Origin of the sequence: Mesorhizobium sp. M1142, assembly GCF_040318565.1 — a bacterium.
In the GTDB taxonomy this organism is placed as follows: domain Bacteria; phylum Pseudomonadota; class Alphaproteobacteria; order Rhizobiales; family Rhizobiaceae; genus Mesorhizobium.
Map to the genome: position 1 here is coordinate 94,923 of NZ_JAMYMK010000014.1, position 21,090 is coordinate 116,012.

Here is a 21,090-nt window from a genome sequence, read left to right on the forward strand (position 1 = left end):
CCACCTCGATGATCGAATACGTTCTAATCAGCCGTTGACGGCCTGCTTGTGCTGGACCGGATGGCTCTTCTTGAGCAGATCGGACACCAGGAACGCCAATTCGATCGCCTGGTCGGCGTTGAGCCGCGGATCGCAATGGGTGTGGTAGCGATCCTGCAATTCTTCGGCGGTGATGGCGCGGGCACCACCGGTGCATTCGGTGACGTTCTTGCCTGTCATCTCGATGTGTATGCCGCCGGGATGCGTGCCTTCGGCGCGGTGCACCTCGAAGAACGTCTGCACCTCCTTCAGGATGCGGTCAAACGGCCGTGTCTTGTAGCCGGCGGCCTCGATCGTATTGCCATGCATCGGATCGGAAGACCACACCACACTGCGGCCTTCCTTCTGTACCGCTCGCACCAGCCTCGGCAGATGGTCGGCAACCTTATCGGAGCCGAAACGAGCGATCAGCGTCAGCCGGCCGGGCTCGTTCTCCGGATTGAGCAGATCGATGAGTTGCAACAGGCCGTCCGGCGTCAGCGACGGCCCGCATTTCAGCCCCAGCGGGTTCTTGATGCCGCGGCAATATTCGACATGCGCATGGTCGGGTTGGCGCGTGCGATCGCCGATCCAGATCATGTGGCCAGAGGTGGCGTACCAGTCGCCCGAGGTCGAATCGACGCGGGTCAGCGCCTCTTCATAACCGAGCAGCAGCGCCTCATGGCTGGTATAGAAATCGGTCTCGCGCAGCGCATAATTGGTCTCCGAGGTGATGCCGACGGCCTTCATGAAGTCCATCGTCTCGGTGATGCGGTTGGCGAGCGACTCGTATTTCTCGCCCTGCGGGCTGTCGGAGACGAACCCGAGCATCCATTGATGCACGTTCTCCAGGCTGGCGTAGCCGCCCTGGGCGAAGGCGCGCAAAAGGTTGAGCGTCGCCGCCGACTGGCGGTACGCCATCTCCTGTCTTGCAGGATCGGGAATGCGCGACTTGGCATCGAACTCGATGCCGTTGATGATGTCGCCGCGATAGCTGGGCAGCGTCACACCGCCCTTGGTCTCATTGTCGGACGAGCGCGGCTTGGCGAACTGGCCGGCGACACGGCCGACCTTCACCACCGGTTGAGCGCCAGCGAAGGTCAGCACCACCGACATCTGCAGGAAGACGCGGAAGAAGTCGCGGATATTGTCCGCGCCATGTTCGGCGAAGCTCTCGGCGCAATCGCCACCTTGCAGAAGGAATGCGTCACCGGCAGCGACGGCTGCAAGCTGCTTCTTCAGCTTGCGTGCCTCACCTGCAAAAACCAGCGGCGGAAAGGTGGCGAGCTGGGCTTCCGTGTTCCTCAGCGCGGCAAGGTCCGGATAGGCAGGAACCTGCTGGATCGGCTTAGCTCTCCACGAATTCGGCGACCATTTCGTCATCGAAGCACCTAACGCTCTTTTCACGCGGACGCCATCGCCCGCCAATCCGCCCCATATGGGGTCGCGGCTGCATACACGAAGCCGATTTCCTATTCTAGACCGGAATCTCAGCGCTGGCGAATGGCACGGCAGGGCGAAAGTACCAGCGCCGTCATGGTCCAGAGCACCAGCGATACCCTGCTACGCCGCCGCCTTCTCCACCAGCCGTGCCAGCTGCGTCATGACAACCGCTGAGCCTGCCAGCCGCTTTTCGGGCGTCGGCCAGTCGCGGCTGAAGACGACGCTCTGGTCCGGCCGGATCTTGGCCAGCGAACCCTGTTCGCCGATGAGCTTGACCAGCCCGACCGGATTGGGGAATTCGCGCTTGCGGAAATGGATGACGACGCCTTTCGGTCCGGCATCGAGTTTTTCGACATTGGCCTTGCGGCAAAGTGCCTTGATGAAGACGATCTTCAATAAATGCTTCACCTCTTCCGGCAGCGGCCCGAAACGGTCGATAAGCTCGGCGCCAAAAGCGTCGATCTTTTCAGTGTTTTCGAGATCGCCAAGGCGGCGATAGAGCGCCAACCTGAGCTGCAGATCCGGGACATAGCTTTCCGGGATCATCACCGCTGTGCCGACGGCGATCTGCGGCGACCAGCCGCCGTCCTGCACCTCGCCGGAATCCTTCACTTCGGCCACTGCCTCCTCCAGCATCTGCTGGTAGAGCTCGAAGCCGACCTCCTTGATGTGGCCCGACTGCTCTTCGCCAAGCAGATTGCCGGCGCCGCGAATGTCGAGGTCGTGGCTGGCCAGCTGGAAACCGGCGCCTAGCGTATCGAGCGACTGCAGCACTTTCAGCCGGCGCTCGGCTGTATCGGTGAGCTTGCGGTTGGCGGGCAGCGTGAACAGCGCGTAGGCGCGCACCTTAGAGCGGCCGACGCGCCCGCGCAGCTGATAGAGCTGAGACAGGCCGAACATATCGGCGCGGTGTACGATCAGCGTATTGGCAGTCGGAATATCGAGGCCGGATTCGACGATTGTGGTCGACAAAAGCACATCGTACTGGCCGTCATAGAAGGCGTTCATGATGTCGTCGAGTTCGCCGGGCGGCATCTGACCATGGGCCACGGCCACTTTCAGCTCAGGCACGGATTCGCGCAGGAAATCATGGATTTCCGCGAGATCGCTGATGCGCGGTACGACATAGAAAGAATGGCCGCCACGGTAGCGCTCGCGCAGCAGCGTCTCGCGGATGACCAGCGGATCGAAAGGGGAGATGAAGGTGCGCACGGCCATGCGATCGACCGGCGGCGTGGCGATCAGCGACAACTCACGCACCCCGGTCAAGGCAAGCTGCAGCGTTCGCGGGATCGGCGTCGCCGATAGCGTCAGAACGTGGACGTCGGTCTTGAGATCCTTCAGCCGCTCCTTGTGCTTGACGCCGAAATGCTGCTCCTCGTCGATGATCAGCAGGCCGAGATTCTTGAACGAGATCGAGGAGCCGAGCAGTGCGTGCGTGCCGATGACAATGTCGACTTGGCCTTCGGCGACGCCCTTCTTGGTCTCGGCCAGTTCCTTGGCGCCGACCAGCCGCGAGGCCTGGGCGACGCGGATCGGCAGGCCGGAGAAGCGCTGCGAGAAGGTCTTGAAATGCTGGCGCGACAACAATGTCGTCGGCACCACCACCGCGACCTGAAAGCCTTCCATCGCCGCGATGAAGGCAGCACGAAGCGCGACTTCGGTCTTGCCGAAGCCGACATCGCCGCAGATCAGCCGGTCCATCGGCTTTCCAGCGCCCAGATCATCCCTGACCGAATCGATCGCCGTTTGCTGGTCGTCGGTTTCCTCATAGGGGAAACGCGCTGCAAACTCGCCATAGAGGCCTTCCGCCGGCAGCAGCGCCGGTGCGGCCCGCATTTGTCGCTCGGCGGCGATGCGGATCAACTGCCCGGCCATGTCGAGCAGGCGTTTCTTCAGCCGTGCCTTGCGCGACTGCCAGGCGCCGCCGCCAAGCTTGTCGAGTGTCGCCTCGGCCGAATCCGAGCCATAGCGCGACAGCAACTCGATGTTTTCCACCGGCAAGAACAGCCGATCGTCGCCGGCATAGTGGATTTCGAGGCAATCGTGCGGCGCACCGAGCGCCTCGATGGTGCGCAGCCCGATGAAGCGGCCAATGCCATGGTCGGCATGGACGACGATATCGCCTGAGGACAATGCCGAAGCCTCGGCGATGAAGTCGGACGCGCGCTTCTTGCGCTTCGAACGCCGGATCAGTCGGTCGCCGAGAATGTCCTGCTCGGCGATGACGACCAGTTTCTCCGTCTCGAAGCCGGATTCGAGCGGCAGCACGGCCAGTCCCGCTTGCCCAGGCTCAAGCTTTTCGGCTTCGGCAAGCGTCGCCACCGGTTTCAGATTGCCAAGATGATGCTCGGCCAGGATTTGGCCGAGCCGGTCGAGCGAACCTTCAGTCCAGCCGGCGACGAGGACACGGCGGCCTACAGCGCGCTCGTCGGAAATGTGTTTTACGACGACGTCGAAGACGTTGGCGTTAGGGTCGGCGCGCTCCTCGACGAAGCTGCGACCATGGCGCGAGCCAGCATGGAAAACCTTTTTCGCACCGGCATCGGGCGCATCGAAGGACGTGAAGTCTATCGCTTCGCGTGGGCCAAGCGAGGCAATCAGGTTTTCGGGCGACAGATAAAGCAAATCCGGCGACACCGGCTTGTAGGGCACGGCATCCTTCAAGGCGCCGTCGGCCTGTTTTTTGCGCGCCTCATAATGATCGAGGATCAGCGCATGGCGCTCGGCCAGTGCCTCATGCGCCAGATGATCAAACACCACCGGCGCATCCGGCAAATAATCGAACACGGTTTCCAACCGCTCATAGAAGAACGGCAGCCAGTGCTCCATGCCGGCAAACCGCCTGCCCTCGCTGACCGCCGCATAGAGTCCATCTTCGCGCGAGGGCGCGCCAAAGGCTTCGATGTAGGCGCGGCGGAAGCGGCTGATCGTCTCTGGCGTCAGCGCCACCTCGCTCATCGCCTGTAGCGCCATCGACTTGCGCTGGCCGGTGGTGCGCTGTGTTGCGGTATCGAAGACGCGGATCGATTCCAGCGTATCGCCGAAGAAATCGAGGCGCAGCGCCTCAGTCCAGCCGGGCGCGAGGAGATCGAGAATGCCGCCGCGCACCGCGAATTCGCCGATACCGCGCACCGTCGGCACTCGCTCGAAGCCGGAATTCTCCAGCCGCGACACCAGCACGTTCATGTCTATCTGGTTGCCCGGTTTGGCGTGGAAGATCTGCGCCTCGACGAGTTCAGCCGGCGGAATGCGTTGCAACAGCGCATTCGCGGTGGTGAGGACGACGGCGCGGTGGGGCTTCTTCGCCAGCGCAATCATTGCAGCCAGTGCATCGAGCCGCCTTGCGGCGGCATCGGCGCCGGGCGAGACACGGTCATAAGGCAGGCAATCCCAGGCCGGCAGTTCCAGCACCGGGAGGCCCGGCGCGGCAAAGGCAAGCGCCTCGACGATCGCCGGCAGGCGCTGGCCGTCGCGGGCCACGAACAGCACCGGCTTGTCGGGGGCGATCTCGTGCGCAGCCTGCACCAGGGCAAAGGCTTCGTAGCCGTCGGCGACGCCATCGACAATGAACTGGCCGGCGCGGCCTTTCGGCAGACCGATCGTAGGGATAAGGCTCATGGCTACACGTTGTTCAGAAGGTCATCTCCCGGCGCGAAGCCAGGATTTTTTGCAGGACGGCACAGTCGACATCCGCCGGAACCGGGCGTTCGCCAGTGACGAGAGGCAGGAATTCGGTGTCGGGAATATCGAGGAGCCTCTCATATTGGTCGATTTCGTCGCCGGTCAAGGCGCCGATCTCGGCGTCGGCGAAGCTGCCGAGTATAAGGTCCATCTCGCGCATGCCGCGGTGCCACGAACGAAACAAAAGCTTGCGGCGGCGGGCATCGAGGCCCTCGCTTGATCGTTTCGTTCCGGTCATCTTGCAACATCCTTGCCTAGGCGGCGCATATAGCGTGGATAGAAGGCGGTGTCAGCCTTGCGCTACAGTCGCCGCAACATAAGCTGACATCATGCGTCCTTCCCTCCTCGATCCGCTGTTTGTCCCGATCACCTCGCTTGCCGGCGTCGGGCCGAAAGTTGGCGCCCTGATCGAAAAAGTCGTAGCAGCCGACCTCGGCGACCGGGCCGCGCGCGCCGGCGACCTCTTGTTCGTGCTGCCGCATACTGTCATCGACCGCCGCAACCGCCCGGGCATCGCCGGTTCGGCCGAGGGCGCCATTGTCACACTCGACGTACGCATCGACCGCCACCAGCCGCCGCCACGCGGCAACAGGTCGGTCCCGTACCGGGTCTACGCCCATGACGACACCGGCGAGATCGCGCTGACCTTCTTCCATGCCCATGCTGCCTATCTCGAAAAAGCAATGCCCGTAGGCGAGCATGTCGTCGTCTCAGGCCGCATGGAATGGTTCAACGGCCGCCCGACCATGGTTCACCCCGACCATATCGCACTTGCCGGCGACGCGGAAAACCTGCCGCTGGTCGAGCCGGTCTATCCGCTGACCGCCGGGCTCTCGGGCAAGGTGCTGCGCCGGGCCATCGGCCAGGCGCTGGCCCGCCTGCCGGTGCTGCCCGAATGGCAGGACGGCGAGTTCCGGCGCCGCCATGCCTTTCCTGCTTTCACCGATGCGCTCAACCGCATCCACAATCCTGCCGACCCGATCGACGTCTCGGTCGACGGCGCAGCATGGCGGCGCCTTGCCTATGACGAGTTCTTGGCCGGCCAGGTATCGCTGGCGCTGGTGCGGGCCAAGGTCCGCCGATTATCGGGCCGGCCACTCGTCGGCGACGGCCGCATAGTCGAGCAACTTCGCGTGGCACTACCCTATTCGCTGACCATGTCGCAGGAAATGGCGCTTGCCGAAATCAACGCCGATCTCGGCGACCCCGAACGCATGCTGCGCCTTTTGCAGGGCGATGTCGGCTCCGGCAAGACGGTGATCGCGCTGCTTGCCATGGCGCGTGCCGTCGAGGCCGGCGGCCAGGCGGCATTGATGGCACCGACCGAAATCCTGGCGCGCCAGCATCTTGCAACGATTGCGCCGTTGGCGGAACGGGCCGGGCTGCGTGTCGCCGTCCTCACCGGTCGCGAAAAGGGCCGCGAGCGTGCCGACACGCTGACCGGGCTGGCCAATGGTGACATCGACATCGTCGTCGGCACTCATGCGCTGTTCCAGGAAACGGTTACGTTCCATGACCTCGTGTTCGCCGTCGTCGACGAGCAGCACCGTTTCGGCGTCCACCAGCGCCTTGCGATCACCGCCAAGGGCGACGCGCCCGACATGCTGGTGATGACGGCAACGCCGATACCGCGAACGCTGGTGCTGACTGCATTCGGCGACATGGATGTGTCGAAGCTGACGGAAAAGCCGGCCGGCCGCCAGCCAATCCGCACCGTCACCTTGCCGCTTGAACGGCTCGACGAACTGATCGGACGCATGCTCGACGCCGTCGCCGATGACCAGAAAATCTACTGGATCTGTCCGCTGGTCGAGGAATCCGAGGAAATCAAACTGATGTCGGCCGAGGACCGTTTTGCCTCGCTGAAGCCACTGTTCGGCGACCGCATTGGCCTGGTGCACGGCCGCATGAAAGGCACCGACAAAGACGAGGCGATGCGCGCCTTTAAACAGGGCGACACCCGTATCCTGATCGCCACCACCGTCATCGAGGTCGGCGTCGATGTGCCTGATGCGACGATCATGGTCATCGAGCATGCCGAGCGCTTTGGCCTCGCCCAGTTGCACCAATTGCGCGGCCGGGTCGGGCGTGGGGACAAGCCTTCATCCTGCGTGCTGCTCTACAAGGACCCGCTTGGCGAGACGGCAAAACGCCGTTTGTCGGTGATGCGGGAGACCGAGGACGGTTTCCGTATCGCCGAAGAGGATCTGAAGCTACGCGGCGAAGGCGAGTTGCTCGGCACCCGCCAGTCCGGCACGCCGGGCTTCCAGGTGGCGCGCATCGAGGTGCATGCCGACCTGCTCGAGGCCGCTCGCGACGATGCGCGGCTGATCCTGTCGCGCGATCCGGAACTGCAGTCCGAACGCGGCACGGCGCTACGCCTGTTGCTCTATCTGTTCGGCCGCGACGAGGCCGTGCGGCTCCTGCGTGCCGGCTGAGGCATCGTGTCGAGCGGAGGATTGGCAAGCGCGCCGTGGATCTGCTCGCCGTTCACCGTCATCATTTTGACAGCTGGCGCCACCAGGCCGGCCGACACGATCAGCTTGGCTCCGTCCTCGATCGTCATGTCGAGCGATACGATGTCGGATTTCGGCACATACATCAGAAAGCCTGTCGTCGGGTTGGGCGTACACGGCATGAACACGGCAATCAGCGGATCGCCTTCCCGGTCGAGCTTCTGGTTGATCTCGGTTTCCTTCTCGCTGGCGACGAAGACAAGCGACCAGACCCCTTTGCGCGGATATTCTACCAACCCGACCTGGCGGAACATGTCGCCCTTGTTCGACAGCACCGTCTCGAAAATCTGCTTCAGCGAACGGTAGATGCCGCGCACCAGCGGCATGCGACCAAGCAGGCGCTCGCCGAAGTTGACGATGGCGCGGCCAACGATATTGGCGGTCATAAAGCCGATGAAAGTGATGAGGATCAGGGCAACGATCAGCCCAAAACCCGGCACTGGAAACGGCAGGTAGGTGTCCGGATTGTAGCGTACCGGAATGTAGGGTTTGACCCAGGAATCGACCCAGCCGATAAGCGACCAGGCAATGTAGGCGGTAATCGCGAGCGGCGCGCAAACGACGAAGCCGGTCAGGAAATAGTTTCTCAGCCGGGTCATGCCTGAGGTCTTGAGAGCGTCCGACATGGTTCACCGCAGCGTGTGTTTGCAGCGCGACACTACTGAACCGGAAGGCGCTTTGGAATGGCGAAGTTTTTAAACGAGACCTATTCCACCGTTACCGATTTCGCCAGGTTGCGAGGCTGGTCGACGTCCGTACCCATGAACACGGCGGTGAAGTAGGCGAGCATCTGGATCGGCAGCGCGTAGATGATCGGCGAGATGATTTCCGGCACGTCCGGCAAAACGATCGTCTCCATCGTCTTCACCGTAGCGTGCGCCGCGCCCTTGCCGTCAGTGATCAGGATGATCTTGCCGCCGCGCGCGGCCACCTCCTGCATGTTCGACACGGTCTTTTCGAAGATGCGGTCATGCGGGGCGATGACGATGACGGGCATGTTCTCGTCGATCAGCGCGATCGGGCCGTGTTTCAGCTCGCCGGCAGCATAGCCTTCGGCATGGATATAGGAGATCTCCTTGAGCTTCAGCGCACCTTCCATGGCCAGCGGAAAATTGGTGTCCCGGCCGAGATAAAGCACATTCTTGTAGTGCGAGAGGTCGCGCGCGATCTTTTCGATCTGCCCGTCGAGCTTTAGCACCTGGTTCGCATAACGCGGCGCTTCCGACAGCTCGCGTATCAGCGTTTTCTCGTGCTCATGCGAAATCGTTCCGCGCGCCACGCCGGCCCGCACCGCCAGCGAGGCCAGCACGGAAAGTTGGCAGGTGAACGCCTTGGTCGAGGCAACGCCGATCTCCGGGCCGGCCAATGTCGGCAGGATGACGTCGGATTCGCGCGCCATGGTCGATTCGCGCACATTGACGACCGCGCCGATCTTCATGCCAGCCTTGCGGCAGTAGCGCAGCGATGCCAGCGTGTCGGCGGTCTCACCCGATTGCGAGATGAAGAAAGCGGCATCGTTCTTCGACAGCGGCATCTCGCGGTAGCGGAACTCCGAAGCGACATCGATGTCGACCGGCAGCCGCGCATAGCGCTCGAACCAGTATTTGCTGATCAGCCCGGCGAGATAGGCGGTGCCGCAGGCCGAAATCGCCAGCCGGTCGATCTTGGCGAAATCGAACGGCAGAGCGAGCGGCTTCGAGGCGCCACCGACGAAATCGACATAATGCGCCAGCGTGTGCGAGATCACTTCCGGCTGCTCATGGATTTCCTTTTCCATGAAATGGCGGCGGTTGCCTTTGTCGACCATGAAGCTCGTGCTCAGCGACTGTTGGCGTTTGCGGTCGACCTTGTTGCCGCCCATGTCGAAAATATCGACCTCGTTGCGGCGCACTACCGCCCAGTCGCCGTCTTCCAGATAGGTGATCGAATTGGTGAACGGGGCAAGCGCGATGGCGTCGGAGCCAAGGAACATCTGGCCGTCGCCGTGACCGACGGCGAGCGGCGGGCCATTGCGCGCGCCGACGATCAAATCCTCGTCGCCCTTGAACATGATGGCGAGCGCAAAGGCGCCTTCTAGCCGCTTCAGCGCCTTATGCGCCGCCTCGACCGGCTTCAGCCCCCTGGCCAGTTCGCGCGCCACCAGATGCGCGACGACTTCGGTATCGGTCTGTGAGGCGAAGCTGTAGCCGTCGCGCATCAGCTCGTCGCGCAATTCGGCGAAATTCTCGATTATGCCGTTATGGACGATTGCGACGCCGTCGGAAAAATGCGGATGCGCATTGCTCTCGTTCGGAACGCCATGCGTGGCCCAGCGCGTGTGGCCGATGCCGATCATGCCGTCGAGCGGTTCGTCCTTCAGCCGGCGCTCGAGATTGACCAGCTTGCCCTCGGCGCGGCGGCGGTCAAGCCTGCCGTGCTCGATCGTGGCGACGCCGGCCGAGTCATAGCCGCGATATTCGAGCCTTTTCAACGCATCGACGATAAGCGGCGCGACCGGCGAGTTACCGACAATTCCAACGATACCGCACATCGCGCCTGCCCCCGATTCCGACCTCAAACCCGGCGCCATTTAGAGACTGCCGGGCTGTCGCGAAAAATCACATTCCATTTCGTCCGGTATCAGCCGGACTATCCTGCACAGATGCACCATGACAGGGCGCACTTGCAATCCGGTTACTGCAATTGCTCAGTTTCTCCGCTTCTGTATCCTATCTCGGCCCAACGGCTCCAGAAATCAGTCAAAGACATGATCCCGCTCGTCGCGCCTACCCTTTTTTGCGGGCCGCCGCGGCCGAAGCAAACCGTTCGCGCAACTCCTTGCCCTTGCCGGGTAGAGTCCGCTGACGGGCGCGACCGAAGGCCAGCGCATCGTCGGGTACGCTTTCGGTGATGACGCTGCCTGAGGCGATGTAGCCGTCCTTGCCGATCGACACCGGTGCCACCAGCGAGGAGTTCGAGCCGATGAAGGCACCCTCGCCGATATCGGTGAAGAATTTCGAATAACCGTCATAATTGCACGTGATGGTGCCGGCGCCAATATTGGCGCCTGCGCCGATGCGGGCATCGCCGATATAGGTCAGATGGTTGACCTTGGCGCCCTCCTCGACGATCGCCTGCTTCACCTCGCAGAAATTGCCGACCTTGGCTTTGTTTCTCAGATCGGCCCCGGGCCGCAGCCGCGCGAACGGCCCGACATCGCAATTCGACGCGATAGTGGCGCCTTCGATATGGCTGAAGGCATGGATCTTGGCGCCCGTCGCGATTTTCACGCCTGGGCCGAACCAAACATTGGGCTCGACAATCGTGTCGGCGCCGATCTCGGTGTCGTGCGAGAAGAACACGGTTTCGGGCGCAACCAGTGTCACCCCGGAAAGCATCGCTTCCTGCCGTCGACGCGCCTGCCAGATACCTTCCGCCTGGGCAAGCTCGGCACGGTTGTTGATGCCGAGCGCATTCTCGAAACTGGCTTCGGTGGCTACGACATCAAGTCCCTGCGCAGCGGCGATCTCGACGATGTCGGTGAGATAATACTCACCCTTGGCGTTCTTGCTGCCGACTTGATCGAGCAGCTTCAGCGCGTGCCTGCCGGCGACCGCCATCAGCCCGCCATTGCAGAAGGTGATTTTCTTCTCCTCGTCCGAGCAGTCCTTCTCCTCGCGGATGGCCACGAGCTTGCCGGCCTTTTCGATAAGCCGGCCGTAGCCCGAAGGATTTTCCGTACGGAAGCCGACCACGACGACGGCCGTACCTTCGGCCAGCTTCAGCCGCGCCGCCGCGAGCGCTTCTGGATCGATCAACGGCGTGTCGCCAAACATCACCAGGATGTCGTCATACCCCTTTGATATTGCTGCGCGCGCGGCAAGCACGGCGTGCGCGGTGCCAAGACGTTTCTCCTGGACGAAAGCTTCGGCCTTGGGCGCAAACTTGAGTGCGGCCTTGCGCATGTCATCGGCGCCATGGCCGATCACCAGCGCCACATCGCCGCTGCCGGCGGCTTCGGCCGCCTTGACGACATGGGCAACCATTGGCAGGCCGGCGATTGTGTGCAGCACTTTCGGCACGGCACTCTTCATGCGCGTGCCTTCGCCGGCAGCGAGGATGATGGACAGGCAGGATCTCTGGCTCATGGGGACAGCAACCGTTGAAAGGGATCTGGAATCGGAGCGTTAGTAGCACCGGCGCCATGCTGCACCAATGCGGTTAAATTCCGGTGAGACGGTGGAACCTCCAACCCGCGGCACGCTCAGGCCGATCGGCTCAGGCGGCTTCCGCCTCGTTGCGTGATGCGAAGCTGGGGGCTCGGCCACGGCCGTATTGCCGTGGCGAACAGTTCATGACCCGCTTGAAAGCAGTGCTGAAGGCGCTTTCGGATTCGTAGCCGAGCGACAGCGCGATGACGGCGACGGGATCGCTGGAATTCGTCAGCCGATCCCCGGCCAGCAGCATTCGCCAGCGCGTCAAATAGTCCATCGGCGACGCGCCGACCGTCTCCTTGAATCTGAGCGCAAAGGTCGATCGCGACATGCCGGCCCGTTCCGCCAGTTCCTGTAACGTCCAGCCATGCGCCGGATTCTCATGCATGGCGCTGATCGCCGCGCCCATCTGTTTGTCCGAGAGGGCAAAGAGCCAGCCGACGCCACCTTTCAATCCTTCTGAAAGATGCAGCCGCAACGCCTGAACCAGCATCATGTGAGCAAGGTGCTGGATCACCAGAAAGCCGCCCGGTTGTGGCTCGCGCAGCTCCTGCATCATCCGCTCCACCGACCAGCGCAGGGCCGACTTGTCCGACTCTTTGCGGATATGCACAATGGCTGGCAGCATCCGCAACAGGATGCCGGCATGATTGCCGCCAAGCGCGAAGCGGCTGCTGACCAGAAAGAAATCACCGCCGCCATTGTGGGTCACAACACCGCCGGCTCGCGCAGGCGGAAAAATCTTGACGGCTTCAACAGGCGACAAACTCATGTCGCTTGCAAGGCGGAAAGGCCGCCCACTCGGCAACAGGAAGCAGTCCCCCGTCTCAAGGCGCACTGCGTCGGCAACGCCCTCTACTGACAGCCAGCACCGGCCGGAGACCACCGCTCCGGTCTTAATGCTTTGCTGCTGGTCGGGGAACTGGATCGACCATTCACCACCTGCATCGAAGCCGGCCGACATATAGTTTCGCGGCTTCAGCAGCGAGAGCACATCTGAAAGAGGATCCACGTGTCATTCCGGACGATTGCGAAGATAATTCGGACTTTACCGCATAGATCGTATTTTCTCAAGCGCCTATCACGACGTCACCGGGCCGCGAAAATGGTCGTGGTCAGAAACGAACAAGGACAAGTCGTGATGCGTGTTTTCGTTACCGGAGCGACCGGATTCGTCGGTTCTGCCGTCGTTCAAGAACTCATCGGCGCCGGCCATCAGGTGCTCGGCCTCGCCCGCTCGGAGGCATCGGCCAAGTCGCTCGCCGCCACTGGAGCCGAGGTGCATCGAGGCGACCTCGAAGACGTGGAGAGCCTGCGCAGGGGCGCGGCAGCCGCCGATGCGGTTATCCACACCGGGTTCAACCATGACTTCTCGAAGTTCGCGCAAAACTGCGAGATGGACCGGCGTGCCATCGAGGTGATGGGCGGAGCGCTCGAAGGCTCCGAGCGCCTCCTGCTCGTCACCTCGGGGACCGCGCTCCAGGCGCGGGCCCGTATCGCGACGGAGCAAGATGCGCCTGTCCCCTCGTCCGCTTCCTATCCCCGCGCCTCCGAAGCGACAGCCGCCGCGCTGGCGGCACGCGGGGTGCGCGCATCGGTTGTCCGCCTTCCTCCGTCGGTCCATGGCCAGGGCGACCACGCCTTTGTTCCTATTCTCATCGACCTCGCTCGTAGGAAGGGCGTGTCGGCCTATATCGGCGAAGGGCTCAATCGCTGGCCTGCCGTGCATCGGTTCGATGCCGCCCGCGTCTACCGGCTTGCGCTCGAGCATGGAGCCGGTGGCGGGCGATATCACGCGATCGCCGAAGAAGGCGTGCCGTTCAAGGACATCGCCGGCGTGATCGGCCGGCGCCTGAACGTGCCGGTCCTCGCCAAGTCTGCGGAAGAAGCCGCCGATCATTTTGGCTGGTTCGCGATGTTCGCGGCGATGGATGTCCCGACCTCGAGCGAACGGACTCGCGCGCTGCTGGGGTGGCAGCCGAGCGGACCTGGGCTGATCGCTGATATCGACCAGCCGGGCTATTTCGAAAGCTGAACAGACCACGTCGGGCTACAAACCTAGCCCAATTGCCCCAGCACCGGAAAATTCTCGAGCAGCCAATATGACATCGTCTGCACGCCGCCGGTCAGGAAAAACACGCCGGCGACCACCAGCAGCGCGCCGATGGCTTTTTCGACGCGGCCGAGATGGAGGCGGAATTTCGAGAGAAAGCGCATGAAGGCGCCGGAAAACAGCGCAGCGATCAGGAACGGAATACCGAGGCCGAGCGAGTAGGCGGCAAGCAGCAACGCGCCCTCGCCCACCGTCTCGCGGCCGCCGGCAAGCGTCAGGATCGGCCCCAGCACCGGGCCGATACAGGGTGTCCAGCCAAAGGCGAAGGCCAAGCCCATGACGTAAGCGGCGATCAAGCTGGCCGGCTTGCCTTGCGACTGGAAGCGCGCCTCGCGTGAAAGCAAAGGGATACGCAGTACGCCGAGGAAATTCAGCCCCATCAGGATGATCAGCACACCGGCCACCATTGCCAGCGGCTCCTGCCAGACCCGTAACAAATGGCCGATGGTCGAGGCGCCAGCGCCAAGCGCGACGAAGACGGTCGAGAAGCCGAGCACGAAGGCGATGGAGGAATTAACCAGCGCGCCTCGCACACCGGCCTTTGCCGTAATGCCGGCTTCGCCGCGGAAATCGTCGACGGACACGCCGGCCATATAGCACAGGTAAGGCGGCACCAGTGGCAGCACGCAGGGGGACAGGAACGAAATTGCTCCCGCCCCGATCGCACTGACATAGCCGACGTCCAACGCCATTTCCATCTCCAGATGACTGCGCAGCCATATAGCCGCGACAACGTCCGTCCGCCAATCACCATCGCGTGGCCCCCATCAGATTGGGTAGCAAGTCGACGCCGTCGCCTGGATCAATGGAGAACAGCGCGGGAAGAAAGGGCAGCCGGGCAGCGTTGATCAGAAGAAGTCGCGGTTCCGCGCGCTTTTCGAACATTCAGGGAGAAGTCCATGAAAACGATCGCAATTGGCATGGCGGCGCTTTTGCTCGGCACTGCCGGATCCTTAGCCGCCGAGGCGTGGAAGGAAGCGGAGGTCGGCGGCACCAAGATCTACACCGACGCCAGCGGCATGACGCTCTACACCTACGACAAGGACGAGGCCGGCAAGTCGAACTGTTACGACAAATGCGCCGCCAATTGGCCGCCGCTGAAGGCTGACGCCAACGCCAAGGCCGAGGGCGAATGGACGATCGTCGACCGCACCGACGGCACCAGGATGTGGGCCTACGAAGGCAAGCCGCTCTACACGTTCATCAAGGACAAGAAGGCCGGCGACGTCACCGGCGAGGGCGTCGGCGGCGTCTGGCATATCGCCAAGGCCGACTAAGCCTTGAGCTTCTGATCCGCTGTAACAGGCGGTAACACGGCTGGTCGCTGGGAGCTTGACCCAACCGCCCCGGCGGCCGACTTTTCAGCACGCCAATTCCTTGCAACTATCCGGGCAAATGCCGGGCTACCGATTGCGCGCTTCACAGCATCTGTTCAAGCGGGGCTGGCGCGTGCTCGATGTTTCTCTTATATCCGCGGGAGAGTTTGTCCCGTTCTCCAGGATCAATTGCCGGGTGTTGTCCAGCGATAGGCTGCTCATTTCCCTTGTCCAGGATTGCGGAAATCGCATGGCGCGCCGCTGGGTTGCGCATTCGGTGCAGGGCCGCATTTTGACTGCTTGGCCTTGACCGGATGCAAAAGCGCGGCCATGTGAGCGACACATTGAACGAGATTTCGTCGCGCGCAGCGGAATTCTTCTGCCGCATCACAACTGATATGAGACCGTATGGACGTCGTCGTCGTCGAATCGCCGGCCAAGGCGAAGACAATCAACAAGTACCTCGGCAAGAACTACAAGGTTCTGGCTTCGTTCGGCCATGTCCGCGATCTGCCGGCCAAGGATGGCTCGGTGCGTCCGGATGAGGACTTTGCCATGTCCTGGGCCGTCGACACCGCGTCTGGAAAGCGTCTCGCCGATATCGCCAAGGCGGTCAAGGACGCCGACGGGCTGATCCTCGCCACCGATCCGGACCGCGAGGGCGAAGCGATCTCCTGGCATGTCCTGGAAGTGCTGAAGCAAAAGCGCGCGTTGAAGGACAAGCCGGTCAGCCGCGTCGTCTTCAACGCCATTACCAAGGCGTCGGTGCTGGAGGCGATGGCCAATCCGCGCCAGATCGATGCGCCGCTGGTCGATGCCTATCTCGCCCGCCGTGCGCTCGACTATCTGGTCGGCTTCACGCTGTCGCCCGTGCTGTGGCGCAAACTGCCCGGCGCCCGGTCCGCCGGCCGTGTCCAGTCGGTGGCGCTGCGTCTGGTCTGCGACCGCGAATCCGAGATCGAACGCTTCGTCCGCGAGGAATACTGGCAGGTCGCCGCCATTCTCGGCACGCCGCGCAAGGAAAATTTCGAGGCGCGGCTGACCACCTTCGAGCGCAAGAAGCTGCAAAAGCTCGACATTTCCAACAAGGCGCAGGCCGACGACATCAAGGCGATGCTCGAAGGCGCCAGCTTCAAGGCGGCGTCGGTCGAAGCCAAGCCGACCAAGCGCAATCCCGGGCCGCCCTTCACCACCTCGACGCTGCAGCAGGCAGCCTCGTCGGGTCTCGGCTTTTCGGCCAACCGCACCATGCAGGTGGCGCAGCGGCTCTATGAGGGCATGGAGATCGGCGGTGAGACCACCGGCCTGATCACCTATATGCGGACCGACGGCGTGCAGATGGCACCCGAGGCGATCTCTGCCGCACGCGATGCGATCGCCAAGGAATTCGGTGCCAAATACCTGCCTGAAAAGCCGCGCTATTATTCCGCCAAGGCCAAGAATGCCCAGGAGGCGCACGAAGCGATCCGTCCGACCGATTTCATGCGCACGCCGGCTTCCGTCAGGCAGTATCTCGACGCCGACCAGGCGCGGCTTTACGAGATGATCTGGAAACGCGCCATCGCCAGCCAGATGCAGCCGGCCGAGATAGAGCGCACCACGGTCGAGATCGAGGCCATCAACGGTTCGCGTACCGCCGAGCTTCGTGCTGTCGGTTCCGTTGTTCGCTTCGACGGCTTCCTTGCTGCCTACATCGAGCAAAAGGAAGAAGATTCGGAAGACGAGGAAAGCCGCCGCCTGCCCGAGATCCGTGCCGGCGAGCAGCTCACACGCGAGGCGATCAACGCCACCCAGCACACCACCGAGCCGCCGCCGCGTTATTCGGAAGCTTCGCTGATCAAGAAGCTGGAAGAGTTGGGCATCGGCCGGCCGTCGACCTATACGGCGATCCTGAAGACGCTCGAGGATCGCGATTACGTCACCATCGACAAGCGCAAGCTGGTGCCACAGCCCAAGGGCCGGCTATTGTCAGCCTTCCTCGAAAGCTTCTTCGAGCGTTATGTCGAGTACGACTTCACCGCTTCGCTCGAGGAGAAACTCGATGAAATCTCCGACGGCAAGCTCGCCTGGAAGGACGTGCTGCGCGATTTCTGGAAGGATTTTTCCGGCGCCGTCGCCGACATCAAGGAGCTGAGGGTCACCGACGTCCTCGATGCGTTGAACGAGGAACTGGCGCCGCTGGTGTTTCCCGCGCGCGAAGACGGTTCGAACCCGCGCATCTGTCCGAAATGCGGCACCGGCAACCTGTCGCTGAAGCTCGGCAAGTTCGGCGCCTTCGTCGGCTGTTCGAACTATCCCGAATGCTCCTTCACCCGCCAGCTTGGCGACGCCGCCAATCCCAATGGCGAGAACGGCGGTGGCGAAGACGGCACCAAATTGCTCGGCAAGGACCCCTATACCGCCGAGGAGATCACGCTGCGCAATGGCCGGTTCGGCCCCTATATCCAGCGCGGCGACGGCAAGGATGCCAAGCGCTCCAGCCTGCCCAAGGGCTGGACTGCCGATTCGATCGATCATGAAAAGGCGCTGGCCTTGTTGTCGCTGCCGCGCGACGTCGGCAAGCATCCGGAATCCGGCAAGATGATTTCGGCCGGGCTGGGGCGCTACGGGCCGTTCGTGCTGCATGACGGCACCTACGCCAATCTCGACAGCATCGAAGACGTGTTCTCGATCGGCCTCAATCGCGCCGTCTCGGTGATCGCCGAGAAGCAATTGAAGGGCAAAGGCGGCCGCAATGGCGGCACAGCCGCTGCGCTCAAGGAACTTGGCGAGCATCCTTCCGGCGGCGGCAAGATCGTCGTGCGCGACGGCAAATACGGCCCTTATGTGAATTTCGGCAAGGTCAATGCGACGCTGCCGAAGGGCAAGGACCCGCAATCGGTGACGATCGACGATGCCGTGGCGCTCATTGCGGAAAAGGAAGCCAAGGGCGGCAATGGCGCCAGGAAGCCCTTCCGCAAAGCGGCCGCGCCTGCCAAGAAACCAGCTGCAGCCAAAAAACCGGCGGCCAGGAAAAAGGGATAGGACGGGTTGGCGCGCAAAGTCTCCGGAAGAAGCCACGGCGATCTGCGCACCGCCGATACTCGCGCCAAGGTCAGGGACAATTACCGGCCGTCACGCGACGAGATACTGCGTTACATCGCCGAAAATCCGGACCGCGCGGGAAAACGCGACATCGCAAAGGCGTTTGCGCTACGCGGCGAAGACCGTATCTGGCTGAAGGACGTCTTGCGCGACCTGCAGGACGAAGGCCTGCTGACCAAGGAGCGCAAGCGGCTCGCCCGTGTCGGCGCCCTGCCCCACGTCGCGGTGCTCGACATCTTCGGCCGTGACGCCGACGGTGTGCTGCTGGCGCACCCGACCGAAGCGATCGGCAATGGCGAACCGCCGGTCATAGCGATCCGCGTGTCGCGCGGCGGCAATGGGCCGACGCCTGGTATCGGCGACCGCGTGCTGGCCAAGACCTTTCCGACCGACGACCCGGCAGGCCCCGCCTATACCGGCCGGGTTATGAAGATATTCGAGAAGCGCACCGATGCGGTTCTCGGCGTTTTTCGCGTACTGAAGGACGGCACGTTCCGCATCGAGCCGGTGGAAAGGCGCCAGCCCGAGCTGGTCGTCGACAAGGAATTCCAGAACGGCGCCAAGAACGGCGACCTGGTCGAGGTCGAGCCGGCGCGGGCCTCCCGCTACGGGCTGCCGAGAGCCAAGGTTCTGGCGGTGTTGGGCTCGCTGACCAGCGAAAAGGCGGTCTCGATGATCGCCATTCACGCAAACGACATTCCGCATATTTTTCCCGCCGACGTCATCGCCGAGGCGGAGGCGGTCAAGCCGGCGACGCTTGCCGGCCGCGAGGATTGGCGCGAGCTGCCGCTGCTCACCATCGATCCGGCCGACGCCAAGGATCATGATGACGCGGTGTTCGCCATGCCCGACACCGACGAGAAGAACGCCGGCGGCGTGGTTGTCACCGTCGCGATTGCCGATGTCGCTGCATACGTGCGCTATGGCACGGCGCTCGATCGCGAAGCGCTGAAGCGCGGCAATTCTGTCTATTTCCCCGACCGCGTCGTGCCGATGCTGCCGGAGCGCATCTCGAACGACCTCTGTTCACTGCGCGAGGGCCAGGATCGTCCGGCGATAGCGGTGCGGATGACTTTCTCGGCCGATGGCCACAAACTCAGACACTCGTTCCATCGCGTCATGATGAAGTCGGCGGCGAAACTCGCCTATCAGCAGGCGCAAGCGGCGATCGACGGCGCACCGGACGACACGACTGGCCCGATCCTCGATGCGGTGCTGAAGCCGCTATGGGACGCCTACGGGATCCTGAAGCGCGGCCGCGACACGCGCCAGCCGCTTGAACTCGATCTGCCCGAGCGCAAGATCCTGCTCAAGCAGGACGGCACCGTCGACAAGGTCGTCGTGCCGGAGGGGCTCGACGCGCACAAGCTGATCGAAGAGTTCATGATCCAGGCCAATGTCGCCGCAGCCGAGACACTCGAGGCGAAGCGGCAGGCGCTGGTCTACCGCATCCACGATGCGCCTTCGCTTGCCAAGCAGGAATCGCTGCGTGAATTCCTGCAGACGCTCGGCCTGTCGCTGGCGCGCGGCGCGCAGATGCGGCCGAACCAGTTCAACGGCATCCTCGCTCGCGTGCGCGGCGCCGACAATGAGGGACTGGTCAACGAAGTGGTGCTGCGCTCGCAAAGCCAGGCCGAATATTCGCCCGCCAATATCGGCCATTTCGGCCTCAACCTGAAGCGCTACGCGCATTTCACCTCGCCGATCCGTCGCTATGCCGACCTGATCGTGCATCGTGGGCTGATTGCCGCACTCGGCCTTGGTCCGGGGGGCCTGACGCAGGACGAGGCGGAGCGGCTGGAAGAGGTCTCGGCGCTGATTTCGGCGACCGAGCGGCGCGCGATGGCCGCCGAGCGCGACACGGTCGACCGGCTGATCGCCGCCTATCTCGCCGAGCGCATCGACGACCGTTTCGACGCCCGTATCTCGGGCGTCACCAAATCGGGCCTGTTTGTCCAATTGCCGCAGTATGGCGCGGATGGCTTCATTCCGGTTTCAACCCTGGGCGGCGACTACTATATATACGACGAAACTGCTCGATCGCTTTTCGGAGAACGCACCGGCAAGGGCTATCAGCTTGCTGATCGCGTCGAGGTTCGCCTGATCGAGGTGGCGCCGATGGCCGGCGCGATGCGTTTCGAGATGCTGACCGAGCCAAAGCCGCTGCCCGGCTCCAAACGGTCGTTCCACAAGGCCAAAGGCCGCGCCCGCGCGTCGCAATCGCGTCCAGGCTCGCGCGGCAGGAGACGGTAATGCCAACAGAACTGCAGATGGAAGAACGGGTTTTCGGCGGCGAACATCACTCGGGCCGGACCGCCCGGCCGCTATGGACGGCAATGAAGCGCGGGATGCTCGGCCGCTGCCCGCATTGCGGCGAGGGCAAGCTGTTTCGCGCCTTCGTCAAGACCGTCGACAAATGCAATCATTGCGGCGAGGAGCTGCACCACCATCGCGCCGACGACCTGCCGGCCTATCTTGTGGTGGTCATTGTCGGCCACATCGTGCTTGGCGCTTTCATGGGTGTCGAGGCGACTTCGACGCTGTCGACCTGGCAGCACATCGCCATCTGGGTGCCATTGACCATCATTCTCGCCGTCGTCCTGCTGCAGCCAGTCAAGGGCGCTGTCATCGGCTTGCAATGGGCGTTTTATATGCACGGCTTTGGCGGTGACGAAGATCTGATCGAGTCGCATCCCGAGGCTTGAAACCGAGGCTGGCGCAAT

Annotated in this window: 15 protein-coding genes; 6 read left to right on the top strand and 9 right to left on the bottom strand. The window is 62.9% G+C overall.

Annotated elements, in window-relative coordinates; translation table 11 throughout:
* Positions 1-27 precede the first annotated feature (27 nt).
* From NKH42_RS22010 to NKH42_RS22020, 3 genes are all read right to left on the bottom strand, one after another.
* A complete protein-coding gene (locus NKH42_RS22010) occupies positions 28-1,401 on the bottom strand; it encodes a class II 3-deoxy-7-phosphoheptulonate synthase (protein WP_352508814.1) in 1,374 nt (457 codons plus the stop codon).
* Positions 1,402-1,581: 180 nt separating this feature from the next.
* Complete coding sequence (mfd, locus tag NKH42_RS22015; RefSeq protein ID WP_352974421.1) at positions 1,582-5,082, bottom strand: transcription-repair coupling factor; 3,501 nt, start codon at positions 5,080-5,082, stop codon at positions 1,582-1,584.
* A gap of 13 nt (positions 5,083-5,095) precedes the next feature.
* Positions 5,096-5,383, bottom strand: coding sequence for an FAD assembly factor SdhE (locus tag NKH42_RS22020; RefSeq protein WP_352491635.1), 288 nt, complete (start codon positions 5,381-5,383; stop codon positions 5,096-5,098).
* A gap of 91 nt (positions 5,384-5,474) precedes the next feature.
* Between NKH42_RS22020 and recG the strand changes: the two genes are divergently transcribed.
* Positions 5,475-7,583, top strand: coding sequence for an ATP-dependent DNA helicase RecG (gene recG, locus NKH42_RS22025; RefSeq protein ID WP_352691101.1), 2,109 nt, complete (start codon positions 5,475-5,477; stop codon positions 7,581-7,583).
* Here the strand turns inward: recG and NKH42_RS22030 are convergent.
* The 4 genes from NKH42_RS22030 to NKH42_RS22045 form a co-directional block, all read right to left on the bottom strand.
* Entirely contained in the window at positions 7,535-8,287 is a 753-nt protein-coding gene (locus NKH42_RS22030) for a DUF502 domain-containing protein (RefSeq protein ID WP_352479017.1), read from the bottom strand. The genes recG and NKH42_RS22030 overlap by 49 nt on opposite strands.
* An 80-nt stretch (positions 8,288-8,367) precedes the next feature.
* Positions 8,368-10,191 carry a glutamine--fructose-6-phosphate transaminase (isomerizing) gene (glmS, locus tag NKH42_RS22035; protein ID WP_254820154.1) on the bottom strand — a complete coding sequence of 608 codons (1,824 nt, stop codon included), beginning with the start codon at positions 10,189-10,191 and terminating at the stop codon, positions 8,368-8,370.
* Between the two features lie 235 nt (positions 10,192-10,426).
* The gene (gene glmU, locus NKH42_RS22040) at positions 10,427-11,788 is read right to left on the bottom strand and encodes a bifunctional UDP-N-acetylglucosamine diphosphorylase/glucosamine-1-phosphate N-acetyltransferase GlmU (RefSeq protein WP_352691099.1); all 1,362 of its coding nucleotides are present in this window, start codon (positions 11,786-11,788) and stop codon (positions 10,427-10,429) included.
* Positions 11,789-11,918: 130 nt separating this feature from the next.
* Entirely contained in the window at positions 11,919-12,866 is a 948-nt protein-coding gene (locus tag NKH42_RS22045; RefSeq protein WP_352508818.1) for an AraC family transcriptional regulator, read from the bottom strand.
* 129 nt (positions 12,867-12,995) lie between these two features.
* Here NKH42_RS22045 and NKH42_RS22050 point away from each other — a divergent pair, with 129 nt between their 5' ends.
* Entirely contained in the window at positions 12,996-13,889 is an 894-nt protein-coding gene (locus tag NKH42_RS22050) for an SDR family oxidoreductase (protein WP_352508819.1), read from the top strand.
* A 23-nt stretch (positions 13,890-13,912) separates the two neighbouring features.
* On the opposite strand, the gene NKH42_RS22055 is transcribed toward NKH42_RS22050, so the two are convergent.
* Positions 13,913-14,659: a cytochrome c biogenesis CcdA family protein gene (locus tag NKH42_RS22055; RefSeq protein ID WP_352508820.1), complete on the bottom strand. Its 747-nt coding sequence runs from the start codon at positions 14,657-14,659 to the stop codon at positions 13,913-13,915.
* Positions 14,660-14,714: 55 nt separating this feature from the next.
* A complete protein-coding gene (locus tag NKH42_RS22060; RefSeq protein ID WP_352508821.1) occupies positions 14,715-14,852 on the bottom strand; it encodes a hypothetical protein in 138 nt (45 codons plus the stop codon).
* 14 nt (positions 14,853-14,866) lie between these two features.
* Here NKH42_RS22060 and NKH42_RS22065 point away from each other — a divergent pair, with 14 nt between their 5' ends.
* From NKH42_RS22065 to NKH42_RS22080, 4 genes are all read left to right on the top strand, one after another.
* Entirely contained in the window at positions 14,867-15,244 is a 378-nt protein-coding gene (locus NKH42_RS22065; protein ID WP_352508822.1) for a COG4315 family predicted lipoprotein, read from the top strand.
* 447 nt (positions 15,245-15,691) lie between these two features.
* Positions 15,692-18,307, top strand: coding sequence for a type I DNA topoisomerase (gene topA, locus NKH42_RS22070; protein WP_352508823.1), 2,616 nt, complete (start codon positions 15,692-15,694; stop codon positions 18,305-18,307).
* A 6-nt stretch (positions 18,308-18,313) separates the two neighbouring features.
* Positions 18,314-20,620, top strand: coding sequence for a ribonuclease R (gene rnr, locus NKH42_RS22075; RefSeq protein WP_502906428.1), 2,307 nt, complete (start codon positions 18,314-18,316; stop codon positions 20,618-20,620).
* On the top strand, positions 20,620-21,072 hold the full coding sequence (locus tag NKH42_RS22080) for a DUF983 domain-containing protein (RefSeq protein ID WP_352508824.1): 453 nt from the start codon (positions 20,620-20,622) through the stop codon (positions 21,070-21,072). Before rnr ends, NKH42_RS22080 begins: the two co-directional genes overlap by 1 nt.
* Positions 21,073-21,090: the final 18 nt, after the last annotated feature.